This is a genomic window from Microbacterium sp. 2MCAF23 (assembly GCF_052115565.1).
GTDB lineage: Bacteria > Actinomycetota > Actinomycetes > Actinomycetales > Microbacteriaceae > Microbacterium.
In genome coordinates, this window is the sequence record NZ_JBFRGY010000002.1 from 234,529 (window position 1) to 258,746 (window position 24,218).

The following is a 24,218-nucleotide window of genomic DNA, read 5'->3' on the forward strand; positions in this document are numbered from 1 at the left end:
GATGAAGCTCCAATTCAAGGTTCAGCAGTATCAGACCGAAGCCGTCGACGCCGTGGTCGATGTGTTCAGCGGGCAGCCGTATGCCGACGGGGTGAAGTACCGCATCGACCCCGGCAAGGAGGCCGCAGCGACCCTGTTGGAGGATGCTGGACTTCGCAACGCCGAGATCGCGCTGACGCCGCCGCAGCTCCTGGAGAACATCCACCGGGTCCAGCAGCGTCGTGGGCTGCCGCTGTCGAAGGATCTCAAGGACCCGGTGAAGAAGTCGGCGGCCCCACTCAATCTCGACATCGAGATGGAGACCGGCACCGGCAAGACCTACGTCTACACGAAGACGATCATGGAACTTCACAAGCGATACGGCTGGTCGAAGTACATCGTGGTCGTGCCGTCGATCGCGATCCGTGAAGGCGTGAAGAAGTCTTTTGACATCACCGCGGAGCACTTCCAGCAGCTATACGGGACCAAGCCACGCACATTCGTCTACAACTCGTCGCGGCTGCACGAAGTCGAGCGATTTTCGTCTGACGCGGGCGTGCAGGTGATGATCATCAACATCCAGGCGTTCAACGCCACGGGCAAGGACGCCCGCCGCATCTACGAAGTGCTCGACGACTTCCAGTCCCGAAAGCCGATTGATGTGATCGCGGCGAACCGGCCGATCCTGATCATCGACGAGCCTCAGAAGATCGAGGGCGATGCGAAGAAGCCATCGAAGTCGCTGGAGGCACTCGGGCTGTTCAACGCGCTGTTCGCGCTGCGCTACTCAGCCACGCACAAGGTCGAGCGCACCAAGGTGCACCGTCTCGACGCCGTCGATGCATACAACCAGAAACTGGTGAAGAAGATTGCCGTACGCGGCATCACAGTCAAGCACTTGGCCGGAAGCACGGCGTACCTCTACGTGGATGGTCTGGAGATCGGTAAGGGCGCTGACTTCCCTAAGGCTCGCGTCGAACTGGAGGTGCAAACCGCCCAGGGCATCAAACGGCAGATGAAGCGACTCAGCCAGGGCATGAATCTGCACGACATTTCCGGCGGAATCGAGGCATACAAGGGCTTGTTCATCCGGGACGTCGACGCGAACCGCGACATCATCGAGCTAAGCAACGGCGATGTCATCGGCGCCGGTGAAGTGACCGAAGACATCGCGGAGGATCAGAAACGTCGCATCCAGATCCGTGAAGTCATCCGCGCCCACCTCGACAAGGAACGCGAGCTGTTCGCGCAGGGAATCAAGACGCTGTCGCTATTCTTCATCGACGAGGTCGCCAAGTACCGCGACTACACCCGCGAGGACACCCTTGGCGAGTACGCTCGGCTGTTCGAGGAGGAGTACGAGGCAGTCTTGGCTGACCATCTCAGCCAGCTCGACTTCGATGAGGCCGCAGAGCGCTTCCGCAAGCACGTCGAGGCGATCCCGGTGCGCTCGACCCACGAGGGTTACTTCTCCATCGACAAGAAGACGAAGCAGATGGTCAACGGCAAAATCGCCGCAAGGGGTGACTTCGCAGGTCAGTCGGATGACGTGGACGCTTATGACCTGATCCTCAAGGACAAGGAGCGGCTCCTGTCCTTCGAGGAGCCGGTGCGCTTCATCTGGTCACACTCGGCGCTGCGTGAGGGCTGGGACAACCCCAATGTTTTCGTGATGGGCATGCTCAAGAAGAGCGACAACACTACAACGCGGCGACAGGAGATCGGGCGAGGCCTGCGCCTGTCGGTCGACCAACACGGCGAGCGGATGGACAACCCAGTCACCGTGCATGACATCAACGAGTTGACTGTCGTCACCGATGAGTCCTACACCGACTTCGTCACGGCGCTGCAGAAGGAGATCATCGAGTCGCTGTCGGCCCGCCCGCGCAAGGCGAGCGTCGACTACTTCACCGGAAAGCAGATCACGCTCGAGAACGGCTCGACGAGCGTCATGGAGAAGGCGCTCGCGCAGGCGCTCTACAACCACCTGATCCGCAACGACTACATTGATGACGACGGCTTCGTCACCCAGACGTACAAGGACGCACGGGCAGACGGGACGCTCGCCGCTCCGACAGCCGAGGCGCTCAAGACGGTCATCGACTTCGTCTGGCCTCTCGTCGACGCGCTCTACCTCGACGTGCCCAAGCCGACCGATGGCCGCAAGCCGAAGAGGATTCCGTTCAACGAGACGAACTTCAAGAAGCGCGAGTTCCAAGAATTGTGGGGCCGCATCAACCACAAGGCGGTCTACCAGGTGGAGTTCGACTCCGCCGAGCTGATCCGCAACTGCATTCGCGTGCTCGACACCTCACTCAACGTGACCGTAATGCAGTACCTTGTCGAGGCCGGCAAACAGGTCGTCGGCCTTGAGGTCGAGCAACTCGAAGCCGGCACCGGCTTCAAGGTCTCGGAGACCAAGGTCGAGCATTCGGCGGTCTCGGCCGGCTCGACCGTGAAGTACGACCTGCTCGGAGAGATCGCGGAGAAGACTCAACTCACTAGGCGCACCTGCGCAGCGATCCTCACCGGCATCAACCCCGGCACCTTCGCGAAGTTCAAGCAGAACCCCGAGCAGTTCATCACCGAGACTGCTCGCCTGATCAACGAGCAGAAGGCAACTGTCATCGTCGAGCACCTGACCTACGACCCGCTCGACAGCAGCTACGACTCCTCGATCTTCACCGAGAACCAGACCGCCCAGGATCTGACGAAGGCTGGGGACAAGCTCAAGAAGAGCGTCTACGAGTACGTCGTCACGGACTCCAAGGTCGAGCGATCGTTCGTCGAAAGACTCGACGTCAGCGACGAGGTTGTCGTCTACTCCAAGTTGCCCCGCGGGTTCTTCATCCCGACGCCAGTCGGCGACTACAACCCCGACTGGGCCATCGCCTTCCGCGACGACGTGACAAACGTCAAGCACGTGTACTTCGTCGCCGAGACCAAGGGCTCCATGTCGACCCTCCAGCTCAAGGGCGTCGAGAACGCCAAGATCGAGTGTGCGAAGAAGTTCTTCGCCGCCCTCAACGACAAGGCCGAGCGCGACGGCGTGAAGTATGACGTCGTCGACTCTTACGATTCGCTGCTGACCCTAGTGGGGGCGTGAAGGCGGTGACTGCTGTACCCAGCGTCGCTGCGGCGGCACCGTCCGGGAGCGTCCGGATCACGCGCCTCAAGATCGAGAAGTTTCGAGCGATTGCATCGGCATATATCGAGCTCGGCGACACCGTGGCGCTAGTGGGCCAGAACGGCTCGGGCAAATCGACAATTCTTCGGGCACTGAACGCCTTTTTCAACTTCGACGGCGAGAAGGCCGACTTCGAGAACGGCAACCATGCGTACAGCCGGACGATGCAGTCAGTGATTGAGGTCACGATCGATGGGCTCGCGAACGACCCAGCCCTGCCGAGGGTGCAGTCGGGTTCGGGCCAAGTGCGAGCGCAACTCAAGTTCCGCCGACAGGCCGTCTGGAACGTGTTTGTCGCCGGCAAGTGGCAGCCAGCTGCCCCCGGATTTCACGATGCTCTCCGCAAGCAGGTCGCATACGCACTCATCCCCACTCGGCGAGATCATGCCGTCGCGCACGAGCCGTCGTCAGGTCTATTGGAGCGTGCCGTTGACGAGTGGGTCACTTCGAACCGCCAGCGTGACCGGGTCAGCCCGCAGGTGGCGAAGCTCGGTGGCCAGCTGCAGAAGAACTCTCTGTCTGGGTTCGAGAAGCAGCTTCGTAAGGTCGCACCAAGCGACGGCCCCTTCAGCTTCGAGTTGAGCTACTCATCGCAGCCCGATTACAAGCTCCTCCTGGCCAACCTCGCACTGAGCGTGAACGAGGGAGGGCAGTCTATCCCTCTTGCGGACAGCGGTAGCGGTACCCAGAGCATGGCTATCTTCGCGCTGTACGCATACCTCGCGGAGCTTCAGAGCAAGACGTTCGTCCTCGGGATGGAGGAACCCGAGCAGAACCTGCACCCGCAGGCGCAGCGTCAGCTCATCAACCGGATCATGAGCCTGGGTCTCCAGGTCCTTTTCAGCACGCACTCACCGACCGTCGTGGACTCCCTCGATCATGAGCAAGTCGTGCTGTGTCGTCGAATCAAGGGGAAGAACCGTGGCCTCGAGGCGCAGATTCGGCAGATACCCTCAGACTTCTTCACCCGACACAAATTGGACCGTGACTCCTACTACAAGTTCCATCGACGGAGGAATTCCGAGTTCATCTTTGCCGACTTCGTGACTGTTACGGAGAGCCCGATCGACTCCGTGGTGATCCTGGCGCTGCTTCAGGAGGCCGGCGCCGATACCGCAGAGCTAGGCATGAGTCTGGTCGCGCTCGATGGGGTCGACCAGATTCCACACATGTTTCACATCCTCCGGGAACTCGGGATCGCGAGCGCGTTCGTCGTCGATAAGGACTACTTCCTCCCGTACAAGAATGGTGAGCGCAAGGCGAGCCTGGATTCCAAGGGCTACCCGCAGTACGGGGCCGAGGCCAAGACGGACTCGTTGCTGTCTACGCTGTTTCCGAAGGCTTCGGATTACAGCAAAGTGGTCGCGCAACTCACAGACAACCACCTGCAGGCGATGGCGAGCCTCCGAGGGGTCGGCTTCTTCTGCTTCCGGTACGCGATGGAGATTGACCTCGTTGTGGCTCAGGAGACACGCAATCGCCTCTTTGACCGACTGAACGTCCCGCAACCTGACCGAACGGAGGTTCACCTGCTTACGGTGAAGGCGAAGGCAATCAAGCGCCAAGAGGCGTTGCTGCCCGTGTTCGCCGGACTGAAGCCAGTCAGCCTGCCGTATTCATATAGGGCACTACGAAGCGAACTGCCGAAGTTGGCGAGAGCGGCCCGATTCGTGCCTTGAGGGGCACCCCAGTCGCCTACGCCGCTGCAGTAGCCTCGGGCAAGTGTCTCGTTGAGACCCATGCCCTTGTCGATCTGCTGGCCAACTTCAGGCGGGTGAGCTCGCGCATCCAGAAGACGTTGTGGCTAGCGTACTCGTCACGTCTCTCGAGGAATGAGACGAGGCGCTCGGACTCGATGCAGTCGGCGGTCAGCTCGGTCTCGAGGATCTGGCGACGCTCATCGAACCGGTCGAAGATGTACCGTCGTGGTTCCCCGGGGCCTCGTGCTGCTGATAATCGGCCGCCTGTGCAACACGGGAGTATAGGGCGAATTCGCCCTATACTTTGGCGATGTTTGATTGATCAACTCATCCGGCTTAGACATCGTCGACGTCTTCCCGCGACGATCCTTGGCGCGCGCACGGGTATCGACACAAGCGCCATCTACGCATACGAGCATGGTCGTCGGGATCCCCGCGTATCGACGGCCGAGGCATGGGCGCGTGGACTCGGCGCCCGGCTTATCGTGGTCGACACGCACGGCCGCGCAAGCGCGGCAGAGACGGCCGCCCGGATCCAGGACCACCTCGGGGACGGCGACCGCAACGCCGCCGCACAGGCGCTCCTCCAATTTGCGAGCACCCTCCAGGTCTGCGACGTCCTCGCTGTAGCTGCACTGACTATCGACGAGCCGGAATCAAAGGAAGACGGATGGACGTGGGCAATCGCCGGCCTCGTCGAATATGTGACCGCCCGTCGTGGCATCCCGACGCCACATTGGGTAACCGAAACCTCCGGGGATCCGACCGCCCGATGGACCCCCTGGGCGACGGAACTGACAGACCTCGTCGATGTCGACAGGGTGCCCGAGCCGCTGCGCCGCCGAGGCGTTCTCATCGAGGCCGGCGAACTCGAATCGGCATGATTCGCCGGAGCGGTGAGCTGCGGACTCTGCGTACGCCATGCCCGGCGGCACTACTCGACGCTCTGGTCCTGGCTCAAGACGAACTCCCGGACGGACGTAGCTGTCCACCGAAGATGCTTGCCGATCTTGATCGGAGCCGGCCCGGTATCAGCCTGACGCCACGCCTCGATCGTTCGAGGCGAAACGCCGAAGTACTCCGCCACGTCCTCCTTGGTCAGCAACGTCGGAAGATCAGCCGCCGCGAGCCGGTCGGTGCGGCCTGAATCAGTCGCATCATGCACAGTCATGAGGCCACCCTAAGCAGGCAGGCCGCACACGGCATAGTGTTAACGCGTATCAACGCGTAGACCACTCGGGAACCGGCTGTTTTCGGTGAGTTTAAGGTGAGTTGGAGCGACTTTCACACGAGTGTTCGGAATAGCCAAATGGCCCCCGATCCCTTGAAAATACTGGGATCGGGGGCCACACGTTGGCTCCCCGGCTTGGACTCGAACCAAGAACCTGCCGGTTAACAGCCGGCTGCTCTGCCAATTGAGCTACCGAGGAATGCTTCCCGCTGCGCGGGCAACTCGTCAACTATAGCAAAGGTTGCGTCCCGACTCCGCCACGGCACGACGCCCGGGCGCGTCGTCGCGCACGTCGTGAACGACGGAAGGGCCCACCGCAGCGGACCCTTCCTAGGACGCGGCTTCCGGCGCGCTCAGCGCGCGGATCCCTTGAGGGAGCCCGTGGTCTGTCCGGCCGGGTCGCTCACGATGCACTGGACGAGACGGTCGTTCATCTCCTCCCACGTGTCCTTCGTCGGCGTCATGTACGCGACGTCGAGCGTCGAGTCGTCGTACGCGATGCCGATGAATGTCGTGAAGGCGTCACCCGCGCACTTCTCGACCTCCTTGTCGATCGCGGCGGAGTCGTACTCCCCGTCGGGGAGCTTGAACTCGTAGAAGACCTCTTCGTCATGCGGCTTGTCGCACGGGACGACGTCGGTGTCGCTGACGGTCGTCCCGGAATCGCTCATCTTGCAGTCGCCGAGCTTGAGATTGAAGATGCCGATGCTCGAGCTCTGGGTGACCTGGGCCTTGTCGTCGCGCGGCGCGTCGCCGCCCCCGTTGCCGAGGATGCTGCCGATCACGCTGCAGCCGCTGAGCCCGGCGGCCAAGACCAGCGCAGAGCCGACGACGGCGACGCGGCGGAGAAGAGCGCGGTCGTTCATGGGAATTCCCCCTCTAGAAGCTATGAATCCACGCAGAACGCGGGAACGGTACGAACGTACCGGTGCGGAAGAGGAAATCTCAAACCTGCGCGAAAGATGCGCTGTCCTGGGGAATTTCTGTGCCGAGTGGAAGTTCTCGGGTTCAGCCTTCGAGATCGTCCACGCCGGGCAGCCAGCTGGCGCCGGGGCGGCCCCAGCCACGCTTGCGGGCGATCTTCTGCACGGTCTTCCAGTCGCCGTCGTCGAGGCGATCGACGTAGAGGATGCCGTCGAGATGATCGAACTCGTGCTGCATGATGCGGGCGCGCCACCCGTCGACCTCGATACGCACCGCGTCGCCGTTCAGATCCATGCCGGTCACCAGCACTCGCTCCGAGCGGCGCAGCGGGAACCGCTCGCCGGGGAAGGACAGACAGCCCTCGGACTCGAGGTCCGGGTCGGGGGAGCCAGGCTCGAGGGGCGCCATCCAGAGCACAGGGTTGATGATCTCCCCGCGCCACGGGTTCTCGTCGTCGTCGACATACGAATAGACGTAGATCCGCAGGCCGACACCGACCTGCGGCGCGGCGAGTCCGACGCCGGGGGCGACGTCCATGGTCTCGTGCATGTCCGCCACCAGAGTGCGGATCTCATCGGTGATCTCGCCGACCGGATCGGCGGGGGAATGCAGAACGGGGTCGCCCATGATGCGAATCGGAAGCACAGCCACGCGTCAACCCTAGTCGGCGGCGGGCGGCAGGTAGGCTCGAAGGGTGCTGGAGAACGTGACGCGGACCATGGGGACGGCCGACGTCGGCGAGCATCTCGCCGGGGTGTTCCAGAACCCCGGTCTGCTGATGGGCATCCCTCTCGCCCTCGCCGGAGCTGTGTTCATGTCGCTCGGCGCGCAGTACCAGCACCGCGGTGTGGAGAAGGTGGAGCGACTCAGCGGCTCCGACGCCGCCACAGGCCTCAGCTGGGCGCAGGTCCGCGGGCTGCTCACACGCCCTTCCTGGATCATCGGCACCCTCATGCTGGCACTCGCCATCGTCTGCCAGCTGGCTGCGCTCACCAAGGCGCCGTTGATCGTGGTTCAGCCGCTCGGCGCGATCGCGCTCGTCATCACGACGCTGCTGAACGCCCGGGTGACGGGCGTCGCGCCGACCAAGCGCTCGCTCGTCTCGATCTTCGCGTGCGTGGGCGGCATTTTCATCTTCGTGCTGTTCGCGGCCCTGTTCGCCGTGGAGCGCGAGATCAGCGAGATCCAGCTGTTCACCATCCTCACGATCCTGCTGGTCGTCATCATCGTGCTCGGCACCTGCTGGCTGATCCTGCGGCGCCGTATGCGTGCGCTCTTCTATGTGACCGGCGCCGGCATCCTCTACGGCTTCGTGGCCACGCTCGCCAAGGCCGTGATCAGCCGGATCCAGTTCGGGCAGTTCGACTGGCTCACCGCCGTGTGCGTGATCGCCCTGATCGCGGCGGGTGCCGCAGGCGCCTACTTCGTGCAGACCGCGTACGGCTCCGGTCCGCCGGATCTGGTGATCGCCGGGCTCACCGTGGTCGACCCCATGGTGGCGGTGCTGATCGGGCTGCTCGTGCTCGAAGAGGGAGCAGCGGCGCCGCCGTGGGTGTTCATCGCTTTCGGGGTCTCCGGCGCGATCGCGGGCTGGGGCGTGGTCACGCTCGCCCGCTATCATCCGCAGGTCATCAGCGAGAGCCAGGAGCTGCCGATCACTCGGGGCAGTTCCGGCGATGCGACGCCCTCCGGCGCGCGCGAGGAATCCGGATCTTCGACGACGCAGACGCCGCCCAGCGGGGCCGCGTCGCAGGCTGCCGCGCCCTCGGCCTCGCCCGGGCGTGCTTCCGAGGGTGCTCCGGGTCATCATCCCGATGCGCCGGAGTGGCCGTCGAACGTGGCCCCGTTCCGCCGTGAAGACGCTCCCCGCGCCGGCGGAGACGCCGATGAGCGCGGGAACGGATCCTCAGGGGCCTGAGCGGGAACCGGATCCGGCCCTGCGGGGTCGGTCAGTAATCGATGTCGATGAGGTCGGGTGCGACCTCGGCGGCCGCTGCCTCGTCGACGAAATACACGGTGCGCTTGCGCCCCTTGGCGCCGGCGGCCGGCACGTTCTCGTAGTTCGCCCCCGCCAGGGCGAGACCGAGTGCCGAGGCCTTCTCCGCGCCGGTGAGCACGAGCCACACCCGCTTGGAGGCGTTGATCACCGGACGGGTCAGTGTGATCCGCTCTGGTGGCGGCTTCGGCGAGTTCCGCACCGGCAGCACCGCGGCGTCGGTCACCGTGATCTCCGGGTGGTCCGGGAAGAGCGAGGCGATGTGCCCGTCGGGGCCGACGCCGAGGAAGCACACGGCGAACGACGGCCAGGCACGCTCCGCATCGCCGAAGCGCGCGAGCTCCGCCGCGTAGGCCGCGGCGCCCTCGTCCAGACTCAGCCCCGCATCGCTCGCCGCCATCTCGTGCACGTTCTCCGGCGGGACCGGGATGCGGTCCAGCAGCGCCGCCCGCGCCTGTCCCGCGTTGCGGTCGGGATCGTCCGCCGGCACGAAGCGCTCGTCGCCCCACCAGAAGTGCACGAGCGACCAGTCCACCTCGGACGCGCGCGGGTGCTCGGCGACCGCCCGCAGCACAGCGGTTCCCATGCTGCCTCCGGTGAGGGCGATGTGGGCGAGCCGCCCGTCCCTGATGCGTGCGTGCACGCGGACGAGGAACCGATCAGCCACGATGCCGGCGAGAGACGCCGGGTCCTCGCCGATGACGACCCGCTTGGCGGGGGAATCCGCAGCCATCGTCAGGCCACCGGCTCCGGGGCCTCGAGCAGCTCCCAGCCCTCGGTGATCACGCGGCCGTAGAGCACGTCGGGGTCGAGGCGGCGCAGCTCCTCGGCAAGGCACTCGCGCAGCGTGCGCCGCGGCAGGTGCAGCTCGTGGTCGGGCTGCCCGGGCTGGGTGAGCACGGCGGATCCCGGTACCGGGCGCTCCAGCAGGATGTCGCCGTTCGCACGGGTCAGGCGCACCGACTTGATGCCCTCGTGCCACACCTCAGGGCTCTCATACGCCCAGCGCACCGGCACATCGAGAGCGAGGCGCAGCCAGCCGGCCAGAAGCGCCGTGGACGGCGAGGCGGCGGACCCGCGCACCTCGATGGCCGTGACGTCTTCGTACGGCGGCTGATCCAGCACCGCCGCGAGCTGCTCGCGCCAGTGCGTGAGCCGGGTCCAGGCCAGGTCGGTGTCGCCAGGCACGTGCGTACGGCCGAGAACTTCGAGCTGAGCGCGCACGTCCTGCGCGGTAGCTGCATCGGTGATGCGGCGCTGCGCGATGCGGCCCAGGGGAGAGGCCGCAGGTGCTTCCGGAGCCTCGCGCGGCCACCACACCACCACGGGGGCGTCGGGCAGCAGCAGACCCGTGACGAGGCTCTCCTCGTTGCTCGCGGCGTCGCCGAAGGCGTGCAGCACGACGACCTCGCTCGCACCGGCGTCGCCGCCGACGCGGATCTGCGCATCGAGGTGGGAATCCCCGTCGCTCGTGGTCAGCACGATCACACGCATCGGGTGCTCGCGGGATGCGTCGTTCGCGGCGTCGATGGCGGACTCGGCGACATCGTCGGTCGCGGCGATGATGAGCGTGAGCACGCGGCCGAGGGCGACGACGCCGCCCTCCTCGCGGGCCTTGACCAGGTTCTTCGCGACCTGGCTGGTGGTGGTGTCGGGCAGATCGATGATCACGGGCGCCTCCAGACACGTCCGTCGCGGGCGAGCAGGGCGTCGGCGGAGGCCGGTCCCCAGGATCCGGGAGCGTACTGCTCCACGGGACCGCCCTCGGCGGCCCAGTACTGCTCCACGGGGTCGAGGATCTTCCAGCTGAGCTCGACCTCTTCATGGCGCGGGAACAGCGGCGGGTCGCCGAGCAGCACGTCCAGGATGAGCCGCTCGTACGCCTCGGGGCTGGCCTCGGTGAAGGCGTGTCCGTAGCCGAAGTCCATCGTCACGTCGCGGACATTGCTGCCGCTGCCCGGGACCTTCGAACCGAAGCGGAGGGTGACGCCCTCGTCCGGCTGCACACGGATGACCAGCGCGTTCTGGCCGAGCTCGGAGGTCTGTCCACTGCCGAAGAGGTGCTCCGGGGCGCGCTTGAAGACGACCGCGATCTCGGTGACGCGGCGGCCCAGACGCTTGCCGGTGCGCAGGTAGAAGGGCACCTCCGCCCAGCGCCGGGTGTTGATCTCGAGCTTCACCGCGGCATAGGTCTCGGTGGCGGACTCCGGATCCATGCCGTCCTCGTCGAGGAACCCGGTGACCTGCTCACCACCCTGCCAGCCGCCCGCATACTGTCCACGAGCCGTCGCGAGAGAAAGGTCGTCGGGCAGCGACACCGCCGCCAGCACCTTCTCCTTCTCGGCGCGCAGGTGCTCTGCGGACAGGCTGATCGGCTCCTCCATGGCGGTGAGGGCCAGCAGCTGCAGGAGGTGGTTCTGGATGACGTCGCGGGCAGCGCCGATGCCGTCGTAGTAGCCGGCACGGCCGCCGACGCCGATGTCCTCGGCCATCGTGATCTGCACGTGGTCGACGTAGTTGCGGTTCCAGATCGGCTCGTACAGCTCGTTCGCGAAGCGCAGCGCCAGGATGTTCTGCACCGTCTCCTTGCCCAGGTAGTGATCGATGCGGAAGATCGAGTCGGCCGGGAAGGTGCCCTCGAGCGCGTCGTTCAGCGCACGGGCCGAGGCCAAGTCGTGCCCGAACGGCTTCTCGATCACCACCCGGCGCCAGTGGTCGGCGTCCTCGTGGCCCTCGACGAGCCCCGAGTCGCGCAGCTGCTGCGCCACGAGCGGGAACTGGTTCGGCGGGATCGACAGGTAGTAGGCATGGTTGCCCATGGTGCCGCGTTCGACGTCGAGCTTCTCGACCGTCTCGCGCAGGCGTCGGAACGCGTCCGGGTCGCCGAACTCGCCCGAGACGAACCGGATGCCCTGCAGCAGCTGCGCCCACGTCTCCTCGCGGAACGGGGTGCGCGCATGCTCCTTGACGGCGTCGTAGACGACCTGGGCGAAGTCCTGGTCCTCCCAGTCGCGGCGGGCGAAGCCGACCAGGGCGAACCCGGGGGGCAGGAGGCCGCGGTTGGCGAGGTCGTAGACGGCGGGCATCAGCTTCTTGCGCGACAGATCGCCGGTGACGCCGAAGATCACCAGAGCGCTGGGCCCCGCGATCCGGCTCAGCCGGCGGTCGTCGGGATCGCGCAGCGGGTTGCGGCCGCGGGAGACGGGAACAGTCATCAGTGGGGGATTCTCCTGAGTGCTCTGTGGAATGCCTACTGCGCGGCCTCGAAGAGGTCGAGCACATCGTCCTGTGGTTCGGTGATCGTCAGGGTCACGACGGGGCGGCCGTGCGCGGCGAGCACACCGGCGTCGCCCGCGGCCTGTGCCTCGATGAGCTGGCCGAACGTGAATGGACGATCCGGGATCTCCAGATCCAGGTCCGTACGCTCCAGGATCTGCAGGAACACGCCCTGGGCAGGACCGCCCTTGTGATACTGACCCGTCGAATGCAGGAACCGCGGGCCCCAGCCGAAGGTGGTCGGACGTGCCGAGTCCGCGGCCACGAGTTCGCGCAGGCCCTGCAGCTGCGGCATCTCGAGGCGGTTCACGTAGGCCTGGATGGACACGTAGCCATCCGTCGGCAGCGTCTGCCACAGAGCGTCGAGCACCCCGGCGATCGTGCCGGACGTGAGCAGAGAGGCGTCGGACGCGCGCACCTCGACGCCGTCCTGCACGAAGGCTGCGGGCGACGGCTCCGGGCGCGCGTCCAGCAGCCCACGGGTGGCGACCTTCGCCGACTCCACGTCGGGCTGGTCGAACGGGTTGATTCCGAGCAGGTAGCCCGCGACAGCGGTGGCGTGCTCCCAGACCACGAACTGCGCGCCGAGCGTGCCGCTGACGAGGATCTCGCCGGGGTGGCGTTCGCGGAGGTGGAACTCGTCGGCATCGTCGACGAGGCGCACCAGCTGCAGGTCAACCGGCCGGTTCTCCACCTCGGGGGAGACGGGGAGCAGGACCACAGGAAGGATTCCCGTGCCCTCCTTGCCCGTCGACTCGGCGACGAGCTGCTCGATCCAATCGGGCAGACCCACGATGTGGGTGCCGTCGGTGATCAGACCCAGCTTGTCGCGGCGCGGCCCGCCCGGGGCCTGTGCGCTCGCGGCGATCGCCGCGCCGAGCAGCAGCGCCGGATTCTCGGCGGAGTCGATCGCGACCTGCAGCAGCGTGGCTTCGGCCTCGTCGAGCAGCTCGGTGATGTCCACGCCGGCGAGACCCGACGGCACCAGCCCGAATGCGGTGAGGGCGGAGTACCGGCCGCCGACGTTCGGATCGGCGTTGAACACCCGGTAGCCGGCGGCGCGCGCCGACTCGTCGAGAGGCGAGCCGGGATCGGTGACGACGACGATGCGCTCGACGGGGTCGATGCCGACATCGCTGAATGCCGCCTCGAACGTGCGGCGCTGCGAGTCGGTCTCGACCGTGGAGCCGGACTTGGACGACACCACGAGCACCGTGTCGGAGAGTCCTGCGTCGATCGCCGCGAGCACCTGCCCGGGCGAAGTCGAGTCGAGGATCGTGATGTCGATGCCGGCGGTCTGCGAGATGACCTCGGGAGCGAGTGAGGATCCGCCCATCCCCGCCAGCACGACCCGGGTGACGCCCTTCGCCGCGAGGTCGGCTCGGAGTGCCAGGATCTCCGGCACCAGGGGGCGCGAGACGCTCACGGCGTCGACCCAGCCGAGGCGGATGCTCGCCTCGGCCTCGGCGGCTTCGCCCCACACGGTCGGATCGCCGTTGGTGATCCGGGAGGCGATCAGCTCGCCCACCAGGCGCGGGACGACCTCGTCGATCGCCGCCTTCGGCGCCCCGGACGTGTGGATCTCGAAGCTCACCGCTGGGCTTCCAGTCCTTCGCGGACCTGGCCGAGCAGCTCGTGCCAGGAGTCGATGAACTTCGCGACGCCCTCGTCCTCGAGCACCTGGGTCACGTCGTCGAAGTCGACGCCGACCGCGGCGAGACCGGCGAACACCGCGCGGGACTCGTCGTAGGTACCGGTGACGGTGTCGCCGGTGACGACGCCGTGGTCGAAGGTCGCCTCGAGCGTCTTCTCCGGCATCGTGTTGACGACGTCGGCTGCGACGAGCTCGGTGACGTACAAGGTGTCGGGCAGCGCCGGGTCCTTCACACCTGTGGAGGCCCAGAGCGGTCGCTGGCGATTCGCACCGGCGGCGAGCAGGGCCGCGGCGCGGTCGCCCGCGAAGGTCTGCTCGTACAGCTCGTACGCGAGGCGAGCGTTCGCGAGACCAGCCTTGCTCTTGAGCGCGATGGCCTCGTCCGTGCCGATCGCAGTGAGGCGCTTGTCGGTCTCGGTGTCGACGCGCGACACGAAGAACGACGCGACCGACTGGATCGTCGAGAGGTCGATGTCGGCGGCCTTCGCCTGCTCGAGGCCCGCGAGGTAGGCGTCGATCACCTCGGCGTAGCGCTCCAGGCTGAAGATCAGCGTCACGTTGACGCTGATGCCGGCGGCGATCGCCGCCGTGATCGCGGGCAGCCCGGCCTTCGTCGCGGGGATCTTCACGAGCAGGTTCGGGCGATTGACCTTGGCCCAGAGCTCCTTGGCCTGAGCGATGGTGCCTTCGGTGTCGTGCGCGAGGTCGGGGGAGACCTCGATCGACACGCGGCCGTCGACGTGCCCGGTCTCCTCCCACACCGGGCGGAACACGTCGAGGGCGTCGCGGACGTCCTGCGTGGTCGCCTCGAAGATCGCCTCTTCGGCGCTTGCACCGGAGGCGGCGAGCTGCGCGACCTGACTGTCGTACGAGGTGTCGTCGGGGTTGGTGATCGCGTTCGCGAAGATCGTCGGGTTGGTGGTCACACCCACGACGTTGCGCGTGGCGATGAGCTCGGCGAGGTTGCCGGACGTGATGCGGCTGCGGGACAGATCGTCGAGCCAGATGCTGACGCCTGCGGCGGAGAGGGCTGCGGTGGGGGTGGTCATGCGGATCTCCTCTTACGTATTGCTCAAGCGGCCGCGGAAGCGGCGATGGTCTCGTGGGCGGCCGCGATGACGGCCTCCGTGGTGATGCCGAACTTCTGGAACAGGGTCTTGTAGTCGGCGGAGGCCCCGAAGTGGTCGATTCCAACCGAGCGGCCGGTCGAGCCGACGATGCCGTGCCAGCTGAGGGTGGATCCGGCTTCGACCGAGACGCGAGCCTTGACGCCCGACGGCAGCACCGCCTCGCGGTAGGCCTCGTCCTGCTCGGCGAACCACTCCAGGGACGGGGCGGACACCACGCGGGCGTTGACGCCCTCGGCGGCCAGAGCCTCGCGGGCGGCGACGGCCAGCTGCACCTCGGATCCGGTCGCGATGAGGATGACGTCCGGCGTGCCGTTCGGAGCCTCGGCCAGGACGTATGCGCCTCTGACCGTGTTCGACGCCGCGGCGAAGGTGTCACCCGATGCCTCGCCCGTGCCGCGCGCGAAGTTCGGCACGTTCTGCCGGGTCAGCGCGATGCCGGTGGGGCCGCCGTGGCGGCGCAGGATCTCCAGCCAGGCGGCGGCGGTCTCATTGCCGTCGGCCGGGCGCACCACGGTCAGGTTGGGGATCGCGCGCAGCGAGGCGAGCTGTTCGATTGGCTGATGCGTGGGGCCGTCCTCGCCGAGTGCGACCGAGTCGTGCGTCCACACGAACACGCTCGGCACGTTCATGAGCGCGGCCAGGCGCACCGCGGGGCGCATGTAGTCGCTGAAGATGAGGAACGTGCCGCCGAACGGCCGGGTCGGGCCGTGCAGCACGATACCGTTCAGGATCGAGCCCATGGCGTGCTCGCGGATGCCGAAGTGCAGCACGCGGCCATAGGGGCTGCCGTCCCAGTCGTGGGTCGACCAGGTCGCGGGGATGAAGGACTTGGCGCCTGCGATCGTCGTGTTGTTGGATCCGGCCAGGTCGGCGGATCCGCCCCACAGCTCGGGGAGCTCGGGGGCGAGGGCGTTGATGACCTTGCCGGACGCCGCGCGCGTCGCGAGTTCGGTGCCCGCCTCGAACACGGGCAGCGCGTCCTCGATGCCCTCGGGCAGCTCGTGTGCCTCGAGCCGGTCCAGGAGCGCCTTGCGCTCCGGGTTCGCCGCGGCCCAGGCATCGAAGTCCTGCTGCCACGCGGCGCGCTCGGAGGCGGCGCGGGCGCCGAGCTCACGGGTGTGCTCGATCACCGCGTCCTCGACGACGAACGACTTCTCCGGATCGAAACCCAGCACGACCTTGGTCTCGGCGACCTCGTCCGCGCCGAGGGCGTTGCCGTGCACGGACTCGGTGCCCTTCTTGTTGGGCGCCGGCCAGCCGATGATCGTGTTCAGGATGATCAGAGACGGCTTGGAGGTCTCCGCCTTGGCCTGCTCGATCGCGTCGAAGAGCTCCTTCACGTCCTCGACGTAGGTGCCGGTGCGCACCCAGTCCACGTGCTGCACCTGCCAGCCGTACGACTCGTAGCGCTCGCGCACGCCCTCGGTGAAGGCCACGTTGGTGTCGCCCTCGATCGAGATGCGGTTGGAGTCGTAGATGGCGATGAGGTTGCCGAGCTGCTGGTGGCCCGCGAGCGAGGAGGCCTCGCTCGTCACGCCCTCCTGCAGATCGCCGTCTCCGGCGATCACGTAGACGTAGTGGTCGAAGGGGCTCGTGCCGGCGGCGGCCTCAGGGTCGAACAGGCCGCGCTCGTAGCGGGCGGCGTAGGCGAAGCCCACCGCCGAGGCGAGGCCCTGGCCGAGCGGTCCCGTCGTGATCTCCACGCCCTTGGTGTGGCCGTACTCCGGGTGGCCCGGGGTCAGCGAGCCCCAGGTGCGGAGCGCCTCGAGGTCGGTCAGCTCGAGGCCGAATCCGCCCAGGTAGAGCTGGATGTACTGCGTGAGGGAGGAGTGCCCCACGGACAGGACGAACCGGTCGCGCCCGATCCAGTGGGTGTCGGCGGGGTCGTGGCGCAGGACGCGCTGGTAGAGCAGATAGGCCACGGGGGCCAGGCTCATGGCCGTACCCGGATGACCGTTCCCGACCTTCTGCACGGCATCCGCCGCCAGAACCCGAGCGGTGTCCACCGCGCGCCGATCGATCTCTTCCCACAGCAGTTCCGACACTCCAGAGCCCTTTCGAAGACAGTGTGTGCGCCCGCTGTCTGCGCGCCACCCGCGACATCACGGAAGGGCTGGCACGTTGACGGGCGCGCGAGTGTTTTCAGCATAGTGCGGACGCATCGCCGTGTGCCCGGTCACGACACATTGTTGCGCGACGCGCCTCGCAGCGGTGCTCGGGGCGGGAAGGAGGGGCGGGCCGGACCCGCACCGTGGCGTAGGATGAATGAGTTCCCGTGTGCGCATGAAGGAGGCGGTCAGCATCGCGACCACCATCGAGTCCGTCGCCGCCGAGCGCTCTCTGAAGCGGACCATCAAGGCCTACGTCGAGCTGACCAAGCCCCGTGTGCTCGAGCTCCTGCTCGTCTCCACCGTGCCGGTGATGTTCCTCGCGCAGCACGGCCTGCCGAACCTGTGGCTGGTCGCGGCCACGGTGATCGGCGGATCCCTGAGCGCCGGATCCGCCGCATCCTTCAACATGTACATCGATCGCGACATCGATGCGCACATGCACCGCACGGAGAAGCGCCCGCTGGTGACCGGCGAGGTCTCCCCGCGCGGAGCCCTGGTGTTCTCCTGGGTGCTCGCCGTCGCCTCCACCGTCTGGCTCTGGCTGACCACGAACTGGGTCGCCGCCATGCTCTCCGCCGCCGCGATCTTCTTCTACGTCGTGATCTACACGATGATCCTCAAGCGCCGCACCGAGCAGAACATCATCTGGGGCGGCATCGCCGGATGCTTCCCCGTGCTCATCGGCTGGGCGGCTGTCACCGGATCGCTGGACTGGCCGGCCTTCGTGCTGTTCGTGCTGGTGTTCCTGTGGACTCCGGCGCACTACTGGCCGCTGTCGATGAAGTACAAGGACGACTACGACGACGTCGACGTGCCCATGCTCGGCGTCACCCGCTCCGCATCGCAGGTGGGGCTGCAGGTCATCCTGTACGCGTGGGCGACCCTGGCCTGCTCCCTGCTGCTGATCCCGGTGGCTGGGATGGGCCTGGTCTACACCGTGTCGGCGCTGGTGTTCGGCGGGTGGTTCGTGTACGAGTCGCACCGGCTGTACGCGCAGGCGGTGAAGGGCGCATCGGCCAAGCCGATGCGCGTCTTCCACGCCTCCATCACCTACTTGACGCTGATCTTCGTGGCCGTCGCGATCGATCCGTTGCTGCCCTTCTGAGCCTCCTCGGTCGTCGCCTCGTCGGCTTCGGTCTCGATCTGCTGCTCCCGCTCGATCTCGTGCGGCGCGACAGGTGCGTCGAGCGCCCCCTCGGGGTCGAGTTCGGGCTCCGGGCCGAGGTCGACGTCGTCGAACGCGAGAGGCGCCCTGTCGACGGGCTGCGCCGTGGCGGCGCCGAGCAGGGTGGAGAGGACCGTGAGCGCGAGGGCGAGCAGCACGCCCAGCGCACCCGCCCCGATCAGGGCCGAACCGAGCACGATCCAGGACTGACCCCCGTACACCTCGAGCCCGGTCGCACTGCCGTCCTTGAGGGTGGCGGTCATGGTGCCGAGATGGTCGAGGACGGTGAGAACCCCTGCGGCGATGAGGCCGATCGAGGCGACGACGAGGATCCAGAACGGGAGGCTGCGATTCAATGCGCGTGTCATGGACCCAGCCTCACGGGCGAACTCGTGCGTCCGGTCTGCATCGCCTATGAGGCCGGTATGCGTCCGACGCCGACGCGATCCGCTGCACCACGCAAGTGCGGATCAGGGGGAGAGGTCCCGGCGTCCCTGCGCCGGGACCCGCGTCCCTAGCACGCAGGTGAGGATCCGTCCCTGATCCCGAACATCCTGCTAGCGTCCAGAACACATTCCAACTGACCTGATCAGGACGGCGCAAGGACCGGTTCGCGCGCTGTCCGCAAGAGGACATGACATGAGCGACGACGAGCTGCTGGATCTGCTGCTGCGCGAGCGCCCCTTCGACGTGCATGCGGTCGTCGCGCGTTCCGGGCTCGACCACGGACTCGCGCTCGCGAGTCTGGAGCGCCTTGCCGAAGCGGGAAGCCTGTCGTTGCAGGACGAGCTGATCCTGCTCAACCCCCCGGTGCACGCCGCGGCGATCGCGATCGAACGGGTGCTGCAGTCCGAGCGCGCCCAGGCGCAGTCCCGCAGCGACCAGCTCGCGGCGATCGTGGACGCCGTGGCCCGTCGCACCTCGTCCTGGAACTTCGGCGAGGCGGTGGCTCAGGACCGGCTCTCGCTGCAGAGCGCCCACGGCCCGCACGCCGCCGAGGACCTGTGGTTCGCCGTCCAGGCATCCCGGGTGGGTTCCAGTGGTCGGGTGCGGGCCGTGCTCACCGACCTCGACCGGTATCGCGCGAGCAGTCCCGAGCGCAGCAGGGCGTTCGCCGCGGCGATGTCGACATACTCCTCGGTGCAGGCGATCATCCCTGCGATGCCGCTCGACGAGCAGCTGTCCGCCATGGTGCGCGCGTTCGGGGACTCCGGTGTGGAGTTCCGCATGCTGCCGGATCCGCCGAGTTGGTTCTGGGTGGACGACCTGGATGTCACCGGGGTGCCGTTGGTGTGGGGCGAGACGGCGCCCCAGAGCGTGCTCGCCGTCGCGAGCCCTGTGATCGCCGGGATGGCGAAGGCCTACTTCGCGGAGCTCTGGCAGCAGGCCAGTCCGGTCGAGAAGGATCCGGGCGGGTACGGACAGCTGCTGCACCGGATGCGACGAGGGATGACCCTGGATGCCGCATCCCGCTCGCTCGGCATCACGCCGCGCACCGGGCGGCGCAGGATCGCGGCGGCGATGGAGCGTTACGGCGTGGCCACGCTGTTCGCCCTCGGGGTCGCCTGGGCGCAGGACGGCAGCCCGGGAGCGGAACGCAGCGCCGGCTGACCGGCGGAGCGGATCAGCCGAGAGGGCGCGTCAGTCGCGAGGGTGCGAGGGCCCGGCGTCCGCGGTGCCGGCGCTCGGAGTGCTTGCGGCTGCAGGCCACGTCGCCCCGGGGCGCTTCAGCCGCAGCACGAGCACCGTGCACGCCGCGACGAGTATCGCTGCCAGCACCATGTGCACACCCACGGCGAGCGGAGGCAGCGCGTTGCGCGCCTGGTAGAGGCCCACGGCGATCTGCACGAGCTCGATCGCGAGCAGGGCGATCACCGCATTGCGGATCGCGGAGAGCGAGTTCGCCAGGGTGATCATGAGCAAGGCAAGGGTGAGTGCGAACAGGGCGTACGCCGGCCAGGAGTGCACGTGCTCGAGGAGGGTCGCGTCGAAGCCGTTGCGCAGCGTCACCGCGGGGTCGCCGGAGTGCGGGCCTGCGCCGGTGGTGAGCACCCCGAAGAGCACCGTCAACGCCAGCACGAACGAGGTGATGTGCACAAGGATCGCGACGCCCTTCGGAACGGCGCGCACCCGTGTGCCGCGCGGCTGCCGCATCTGCACCAGGAAGGCTGCCGACACGGCGACCAGCACGAGCGACACGAGGTAGTGGAACGCGACCATGTTCGGGTGCAGCTGGAAGATGACCAGGATCCCGCCGACCGCGGCCTGCACCAGCACACCCGCGAAGATGATCCATGACATGACCCAGAGGTCGCGTCGTTCCGCGCGGAAGCGGGAGATGAGCACGATCACGGCGATCGCGGCGAGGCCGACGAAGAAGCTGAGGCCGCGGTTGCCGAACTCGATCAGCGAGTGATAGCTCTGCGCCGCTGTCGGGAACAGCGAGTCCGGAGTGCACAGCGGCCATTCGCAGCCGAGCCCGGAATCGGTGAGGCGGACGGCGCCGCCGGTGCCGACGATCGCCACTTCCAGCACGAACGAGACCCAGGCGGCGATCCGCACACGGAGGTCGACCCGATCGGGAAGCCGATCATGGACTCGGCCCAGGAATCCGGAGCGGGTACGGCGGGCGGACGGTGTCACGATCTCGGGCATGGCTCCTCCGGAACCCTTCCGGCGGGCGCACTGCGGCCCGGATGTCGGAGGGAACCTGTAGAATCTCAGGTGTCGGCGATGGTCGCAGGAGCGCGGAATGTGCATGGCTCTGCCATCGACAACAGTTTAGGCGCGAATGCTTTGCGTCCATGATGAGGGCCCAGAAGCGGCACCCGTTCCCCTGCAGACTCGATGGGAGCGACGGTGTGCCGGGGCGGATGAACCGTTACGGCCCAAGAGGAGAGTGTGATGTCGGATGTGCTGATCGACCGCCCGGAGCTGGATGGTCTGGGGGTGTACGAGTTCGGCTGGCACGACACGGATGCGGCCGGCGCAACCGCGCGACGCGGCCTTTCCGAGGACGTGGTGCGGGGTATCTCGGCGCTCAAGAGCGAGCCGGAATGGATGCTGAAGACGCGTCTGAAGGGCCTGCAGCTCTTCGGCCGCAAGCCGATGCCGACCTGGGGCGCCGACCTCAGCGAGATCGACTTCGACAACATCAAGTACTTCGTCCGCTCCACCGAGAAGCAGGCGCAGAGCTGGGAGGACCTCCCGGAGGACATCCGCGAGACCTACGAGCGCCTCGGCATCCCCGAGGCCGAGCGCCAGCGCCTCGTCGCCGGTGTGGCCGCGCAGTACGAATCCGAGGTCGTCTACCACCAGATCCGCGAGGACCTGGAGCAGCAGGGCGTCATCTTCATGGACACGGACACCGCGCTGCGCGAGCACCCCGAGTTCTTCGAGGAGTACTTCGGCACTGTGATCCCCGCCGGCGACAACAAGTTCGCCGCGCTGAACACCGCGGTGTGGTCCGGCGGATCCTTCGTGTATGTGCCCAAGGGCGTGCACGTGGAGATCCCGCTGCAGGCCTACTTCCGGATCAACACCGAGAACATGGGCCAGTTCGAGCGCACGCTGATCATCGCCGACGAGGACAGTTACGTGCACTACATCGAGGGCTGCACCGCCCCGATCTACAAGAGCGACTCGCTGCACTCCGCGGTCGTCGAGATCATCGTCAAGAAGAACGCCCGTGTGCGTTACACGACGATCCAGAACTGGTCGAACAACGTCTACAACCTGGTCACCAAGCGCGCCGTCGCGCACGAGGGCGCGACCATGGAGTGGGTGGACGGAAACATCGGCTCCAAGGTGACGATGAAGTACCCGTCGATCTACCTGATGGGCGAGCACGCCAAGGGCGAGACCCTCTCCGTCGCCTTCGCCGGTCCCGGTCAGCATCAGGACGCCGGCGCGAAGATGATCCACATGGCGCCGTACACGCAGTCGTCGATCGTGTCGAAGTCCATCGCCCGTGGCGGCGGCCGCGCCGGCTACCGCGGCGAGGTCAGGGTGGATGCGAACGCGCATCACTCCGCCAACACGGTGCGCTGCGACGCGCTGCTCGTGGACACGAAGTCCCGCAGCGACACCTACCCGGCCATCGACATCCGCGTCGACGACGTGCAGCTCGGCCATGAGGCCACGGTCTCCAAGGTCAGCGAGGAGCAGCTCTTCTACCTGCAGTCCCGCGGCATGCCCGAGGACGAGGCGATGGCGATGATCGTGCGCGGCTTCATCGAGCCGATCGCGCGCGAGTTGCCGATGGAGTACGCGATGGAACTCAACAAGCTCATCGAGATGGGCATGGAAGGATCGGTCGGCTGAATGACCGCCGCTACGACCGCGCCCGTTGAGGCGCAGGATACGCACGCCCACATCGACCCCGCCGCCCAGGTCGCGAACGCAGCCACCGCGCCGGTGCAGACCCGCTCCGAGCGGCCGCACTCGTTCGACGCGGCCGACTTCGGCGTGCCCACCGGTCGCGAGGTGAACTGGAAGCACACACCCGTCGCGCAGCTGACCGGGCTGTTCCAGACCAGCTCCGACAGCGACGGTGTCACGGTCGATGTGACGCCTTCCCGCTACCTCCGTACGGCACTCGGCTTCGGCGATGCCCCGCGCGGCGAGTTCTTCCGTCCCGAGGACGTCGTCTCCGCCGTCGCCTGGCAGGGCGGCACCGAGGCGCAGCACATCGCCATCCCCGCCGACGAGGAGATCGCCGAGCCGATCTTCGTGCAGCTGGTGGGGCAGGGCGCCGAGCTGCGCGCCGATCAGCACATCGTGATCGAGGCCGGCCCGAACAGCTCGGCGACGGTCGTGCTCCGGCACACTGGATCCGCCCAGCTCGCCCAGAACGTCGAGATCCTCGTGCGAGACGGCGCCCGGCTCACGGTCGTGAGCGCGCAGGAGTGGGCCGACGACGCGATCCACGCCTCGGCGCACCAGGCCCGCGTCGACCGCGATGCGTCGCTCACGCACTTCGTGGTGAGCTTCGGCGGCGGTGTCGTGCGCGTCAACCCGAACGTCGAACTCGCCGGAGCCGGATCCGAGGCACGCCTGTACGGTCTGTCCTACGCGGACGCCGGTCAGCACCTGGAGAGCCAGGTCTATATGCACCACAAGGGCGCGCACACGATCGGCGACGTGCTGTACAAGGGCGCGCTGCAGGGTCAGGGCGCGCACAGCGTGTGGATCGGCGACGTGCTCATCGGTCCCGACGCGACCGGCACCGACTCCTACGAGGCGAACCGCAACCTGGTGCTCACCGAGGGCGCACGCGCCGACTCGATCCCGAACCTCGAGATCGAGACCGGCGACATCCTGGGTGCGGGCCACGCCAGCGCCACCGGACGCTTCGACGACGAGCAGCTGTTCTACCTGCAGGCGCGCGGGATCACCGAGGAGGAGGCGCGCCGCCTCGTCGTCCTCGGCTTCCTCAGCGACATCGTGCAGCGTCTCGGCGTGCCCTCCCTCGAAGAGGAGCTGCTCGCCGCGATCGAGCTCGAGCTGCAGGCGGTGAACGCGTGACCGCCCAGCGGGCCTGCGCCGTGAGCGACCTGCAGGAGGACACTCCGCTGCGCGTCGAGCTCGACGGGGTGCCGATCGCGGTCGTGCTCGACTCCGAAGGGCAGATCCACGCGATCGGTGACACCTGCACGCACGGTGACATCTCACTGTCCGAGGGGTTCGTCGAGGGCACCACGCTGGAGTGCTGGGCCCACGGCTCTGCGTTCTCGCTGTGCTCGGGCAAGCCGCTGAACCTTCCGGCCTACGAGCCGGTCCCGGTGTACGTCACGGAGATCGTCGGAGACGACCTCATGATCGACCCCACCGTCACGAAGGATGTCAGCGGCCTCTGAGCCCGGC

At 67.0% G+C, this 24,218-nt stretch carries 20 protein-coding genes and 1 tRNA gene; 9 read left to right on the forward strand and 12 right to left on the reverse strand.

Going from position 1 to position 24,218, the window contains the following annotated elements:
• The first annotated feature begins 1 nt into the window (after position 1).
• The 3 genes from AB4078_RS02585 (at position 2) to AB4078_RS02595 (ending at position 5,750) form a co-directional block, all read left to right on the forward strand.
• A complete protein-coding gene (locus tag AB4078_RS02585) occupies positions 2–3,085 on the forward strand; it encodes a type III restriction-modification system endonuclease (protein WP_441975838.1) in 3,084 nt (1,027 codons plus the stop codon).
• The gene (locus tag AB4078_RS02590) at positions 3,082–4,845 is read left to right on the forward strand and encodes an ATP-dependent nuclease (protein WP_441975839.1); all 1,764 of its coding nucleotides are present in this window, start codon (positions 3,082–3,084) and stop codon (positions 4,843–4,845) included. Before AB4078_RS02585 ends, AB4078_RS02590 begins: the two co-directional genes overlap by 4 nt.
• Before the next feature lie 335 nt (positions 4,846–5,180).
• The gene (locus AB4078_RS02595) at positions 5,181–5,750 is read left to right on the forward strand and encodes a helix-turn-helix domain-containing protein (RefSeq protein WP_441975840.1); all 570 of its coding nucleotides are present in this window, start codon (positions 5,181–5,183) and stop codon (positions 5,748–5,750) included.
• Positions 5,751–5,800: 50 nt separating this feature from the next.
• On the opposite strand, the gene AB4078_RS02600 is transcribed toward AB4078_RS02595, so the two are convergent.
• The 4 genes from AB4078_RS02600 to def all read right to left on the reverse strand — a co-directional run bounded on the left by AB4078_RS02600 (position 5,801) and on the right by def (position 7,672).
• Positions 5,801–6,037 carry a helix-turn-helix transcriptional regulator gene (locus AB4078_RS02600; protein WP_441975841.1) on the reverse strand — a complete coding sequence of 79 codons (237 nt, stop codon included), beginning with the start codon at positions 6,035–6,037 and terminating at the stop codon, positions 5,801–5,803.
• A 183-nt stretch (positions 6,038–6,220) separates the two neighbouring features.
• A tRNA-Asn gene (locus AB4078_RS02605) sits at positions 6,221–6,296 on the reverse strand.
• A 154-nt stretch (positions 6,297–6,450) separates the two neighbouring features.
• A complete protein-coding gene (locus AB4078_RS02610; RefSeq protein ID WP_441975842.1) occupies positions 6,451–6,963 on the reverse strand; it encodes a septum formation family protein in 513 nt (170 codons plus the stop codon).
• A 142-nt stretch (positions 6,964–7,105) separates the two neighbouring features.
• Positions 7,106–7,672 carry a peptide deformylase gene (def, locus tag AB4078_RS02615; protein ID WP_440731672.1) on the reverse strand — a complete coding sequence of 189 codons (567 nt, stop codon included), beginning with the start codon at positions 7,670–7,672 and terminating at the stop codon, positions 7,106–7,108.
• Positions 7,673–7,715: 43 nt separating this feature from the next.
• On the opposite strand from def, the gene AB4078_RS02620 reads away from it, so the two are divergent.
• Positions 7,716–8,939 (forward strand): DMT family transporter, encoded by a 1,224-nt coding sequence (locus AB4078_RS02620; RefSeq protein WP_440731673.1) that lies wholly within the window; start codon positions 7,716–7,718, stop codon positions 8,937–8,939.
• 31 nt (positions 8,940–8,970) lie between these two features.
• Here the strand turns inward: AB4078_RS02620 and pgl are convergent, their stop codons facing one another.
• The 6 genes from pgl to tkt are packed head-to-tail and all read right to left on the reverse strand — an operon-like array spanning position 8,971 to position 17,122.
• Entirely contained in the window at positions 8,971–9,750 is a 780-nt protein-coding gene (gene pgl, locus AB4078_RS02625; RefSeq protein WP_441975843.1) for a 6-phosphogluconolactonase, read from the reverse strand.
• A gap of 2 nt (positions 9,751–9,752) precedes the next feature.
• The gene (locus tag AB4078_RS02630; RefSeq protein ID WP_440731675.1) at positions 9,753–10,688 is read right to left on the reverse strand and encodes a glucose-6-phosphate dehydrogenase assembly protein OpcA; all 936 of its coding nucleotides are present in this window, start codon (positions 10,686–10,688) and stop codon (positions 9,753–9,755) included.
• Positions 10,685–12,232: a glucose-6-phosphate dehydrogenase gene (gene zwf / locus AB4078_RS02635; RefSeq protein WP_233309394.1), complete on the reverse strand. Its 1,548-nt coding sequence runs from the start codon at positions 12,230–12,232 to the stop codon at positions 10,685–10,687. The genes AB4078_RS02630 and zwf overlap by 4 nt, the downstream gene beginning before the upstream one ends.
• Positions 12,233–12,267: 35 nt before the next feature.
• A complete protein-coding gene (locus AB4078_RS02640) occupies positions 12,268–13,887 on the reverse strand; it encodes a glucose-6-phosphate isomerase (protein WP_441975844.1) in 1,620 nt (539 codons plus the stop codon).
• Entirely contained in the window at positions 13,884–14,996 is a 1,113-nt protein-coding gene (gene tal / locus AB4078_RS02645) for a transaldolase (protein ID WP_441975845.1), read from the reverse strand. Before tal ends, AB4078_RS02640 begins: the two co-directional genes overlap by 4 nt.
• Before the next feature lie 23 nt (positions 14,997–15,019).
• The gene (tkt, locus tag AB4078_RS02650; RefSeq protein ID WP_440731678.1) at positions 15,020–17,122 is read right to left on the reverse strand and encodes a transketolase; all 2,103 of its coding nucleotides are present in this window, start codon (positions 17,120–17,122) and stop codon (positions 15,020–15,022) included.
• 238 nt (positions 17,123–17,360) lie between these two features.
• Here tkt and AB4078_RS02655 point away from each other — a divergent pair, with 238 nt between their 5' ends.
• A complete protein-coding gene (locus tag AB4078_RS02655) occupies positions 17,361–18,293 on the forward strand; it encodes a heme o synthase (protein WP_441975960.1) in 933 nt (310 codons plus the stop codon).
• On the opposite strand, the gene AB4078_RS02660 is transcribed toward AB4078_RS02655, so the two are convergent.
• Positions 18,239–18,721 carry a dinucleotide-utilizing enzyme gene (locus tag AB4078_RS02660; RefSeq protein ID WP_441975846.1) on the reverse strand — a complete coding sequence of 161 codons (483 nt, stop codon included), beginning with the start codon at positions 18,719–18,721 and terminating at the stop codon, positions 18,239–18,241. The two genes, AB4078_RS02655 and AB4078_RS02660, sit on opposite strands and share 55 nt — an antisense overlap.
• 271 nt (positions 18,722–18,992) lie before the next feature.
• Here AB4078_RS02660 and AB4078_RS02665 point away from each other — a divergent pair, with 271 nt between their 5' ends.
• Complete coding sequence (locus AB4078_RS02665) at positions 18,993–19,964, forward strand: hypothetical protein (protein WP_441975847.1); 972 nt, start codon at positions 18,993–18,995, stop codon at positions 19,962–19,964.
• A gap of 30 nt (positions 19,965–19,994) precedes the next feature.
• Here AB4078_RS02665 and AB4078_RS02670 read toward each other — a convergent pair whose 3' ends face one another.
• On the reverse strand, positions 19,995–21,008 hold the full coding sequence (locus AB4078_RS02670) for a COX15/CtaA family protein (RefSeq protein WP_441975848.1): 1,014 nt from the start codon (positions 21,006–21,008) through the stop codon (positions 19,995–19,997).
• A 249-nt stretch (positions 21,009–21,257) separates the two neighbouring features.
• On the opposite strand from AB4078_RS02670, the gene sufB reads away from it, so the two are divergent.
• Genes sufB through AB4078_RS02685 form a run of 3 tightly spaced genes read left to right on the forward strand, consistent with a single transcriptional unit; the run spans position 21,258 to position 24,211 of the window.
• Positions 21,258–22,676 carry a Fe-S cluster assembly protein SufB gene (gene sufB, locus AB4078_RS02675; protein ID WP_440731682.1) on the forward strand — a complete coding sequence of 473 codons (1,419 nt, stop codon included), beginning with the start codon at positions 21,258–21,260 and terminating at the stop codon, positions 22,674–22,676.
• Entirely contained in the window at positions 22,677–23,879 is a 1,203-nt protein-coding gene (sufD, locus tag AB4078_RS02680) for a Fe-S cluster assembly protein SufD (RefSeq protein ID WP_441975849.1), read from the forward strand. It abuts the gene before it with no gap.
• Positions 23,876–24,211 (forward strand): non-heme iron oxygenase ferredoxin subunit, encoded by a 336-nt coding sequence (locus tag AB4078_RS02685; RefSeq protein ID WP_292721013.1) that lies wholly within the window; start codon positions 23,876–23,878, stop codon positions 24,209–24,211. The genes sufD and AB4078_RS02685 overlap by 4 nt, the downstream gene beginning before the upstream one ends.
• Positions 24,212–24,218: the final 7 nt, after the last annotated feature.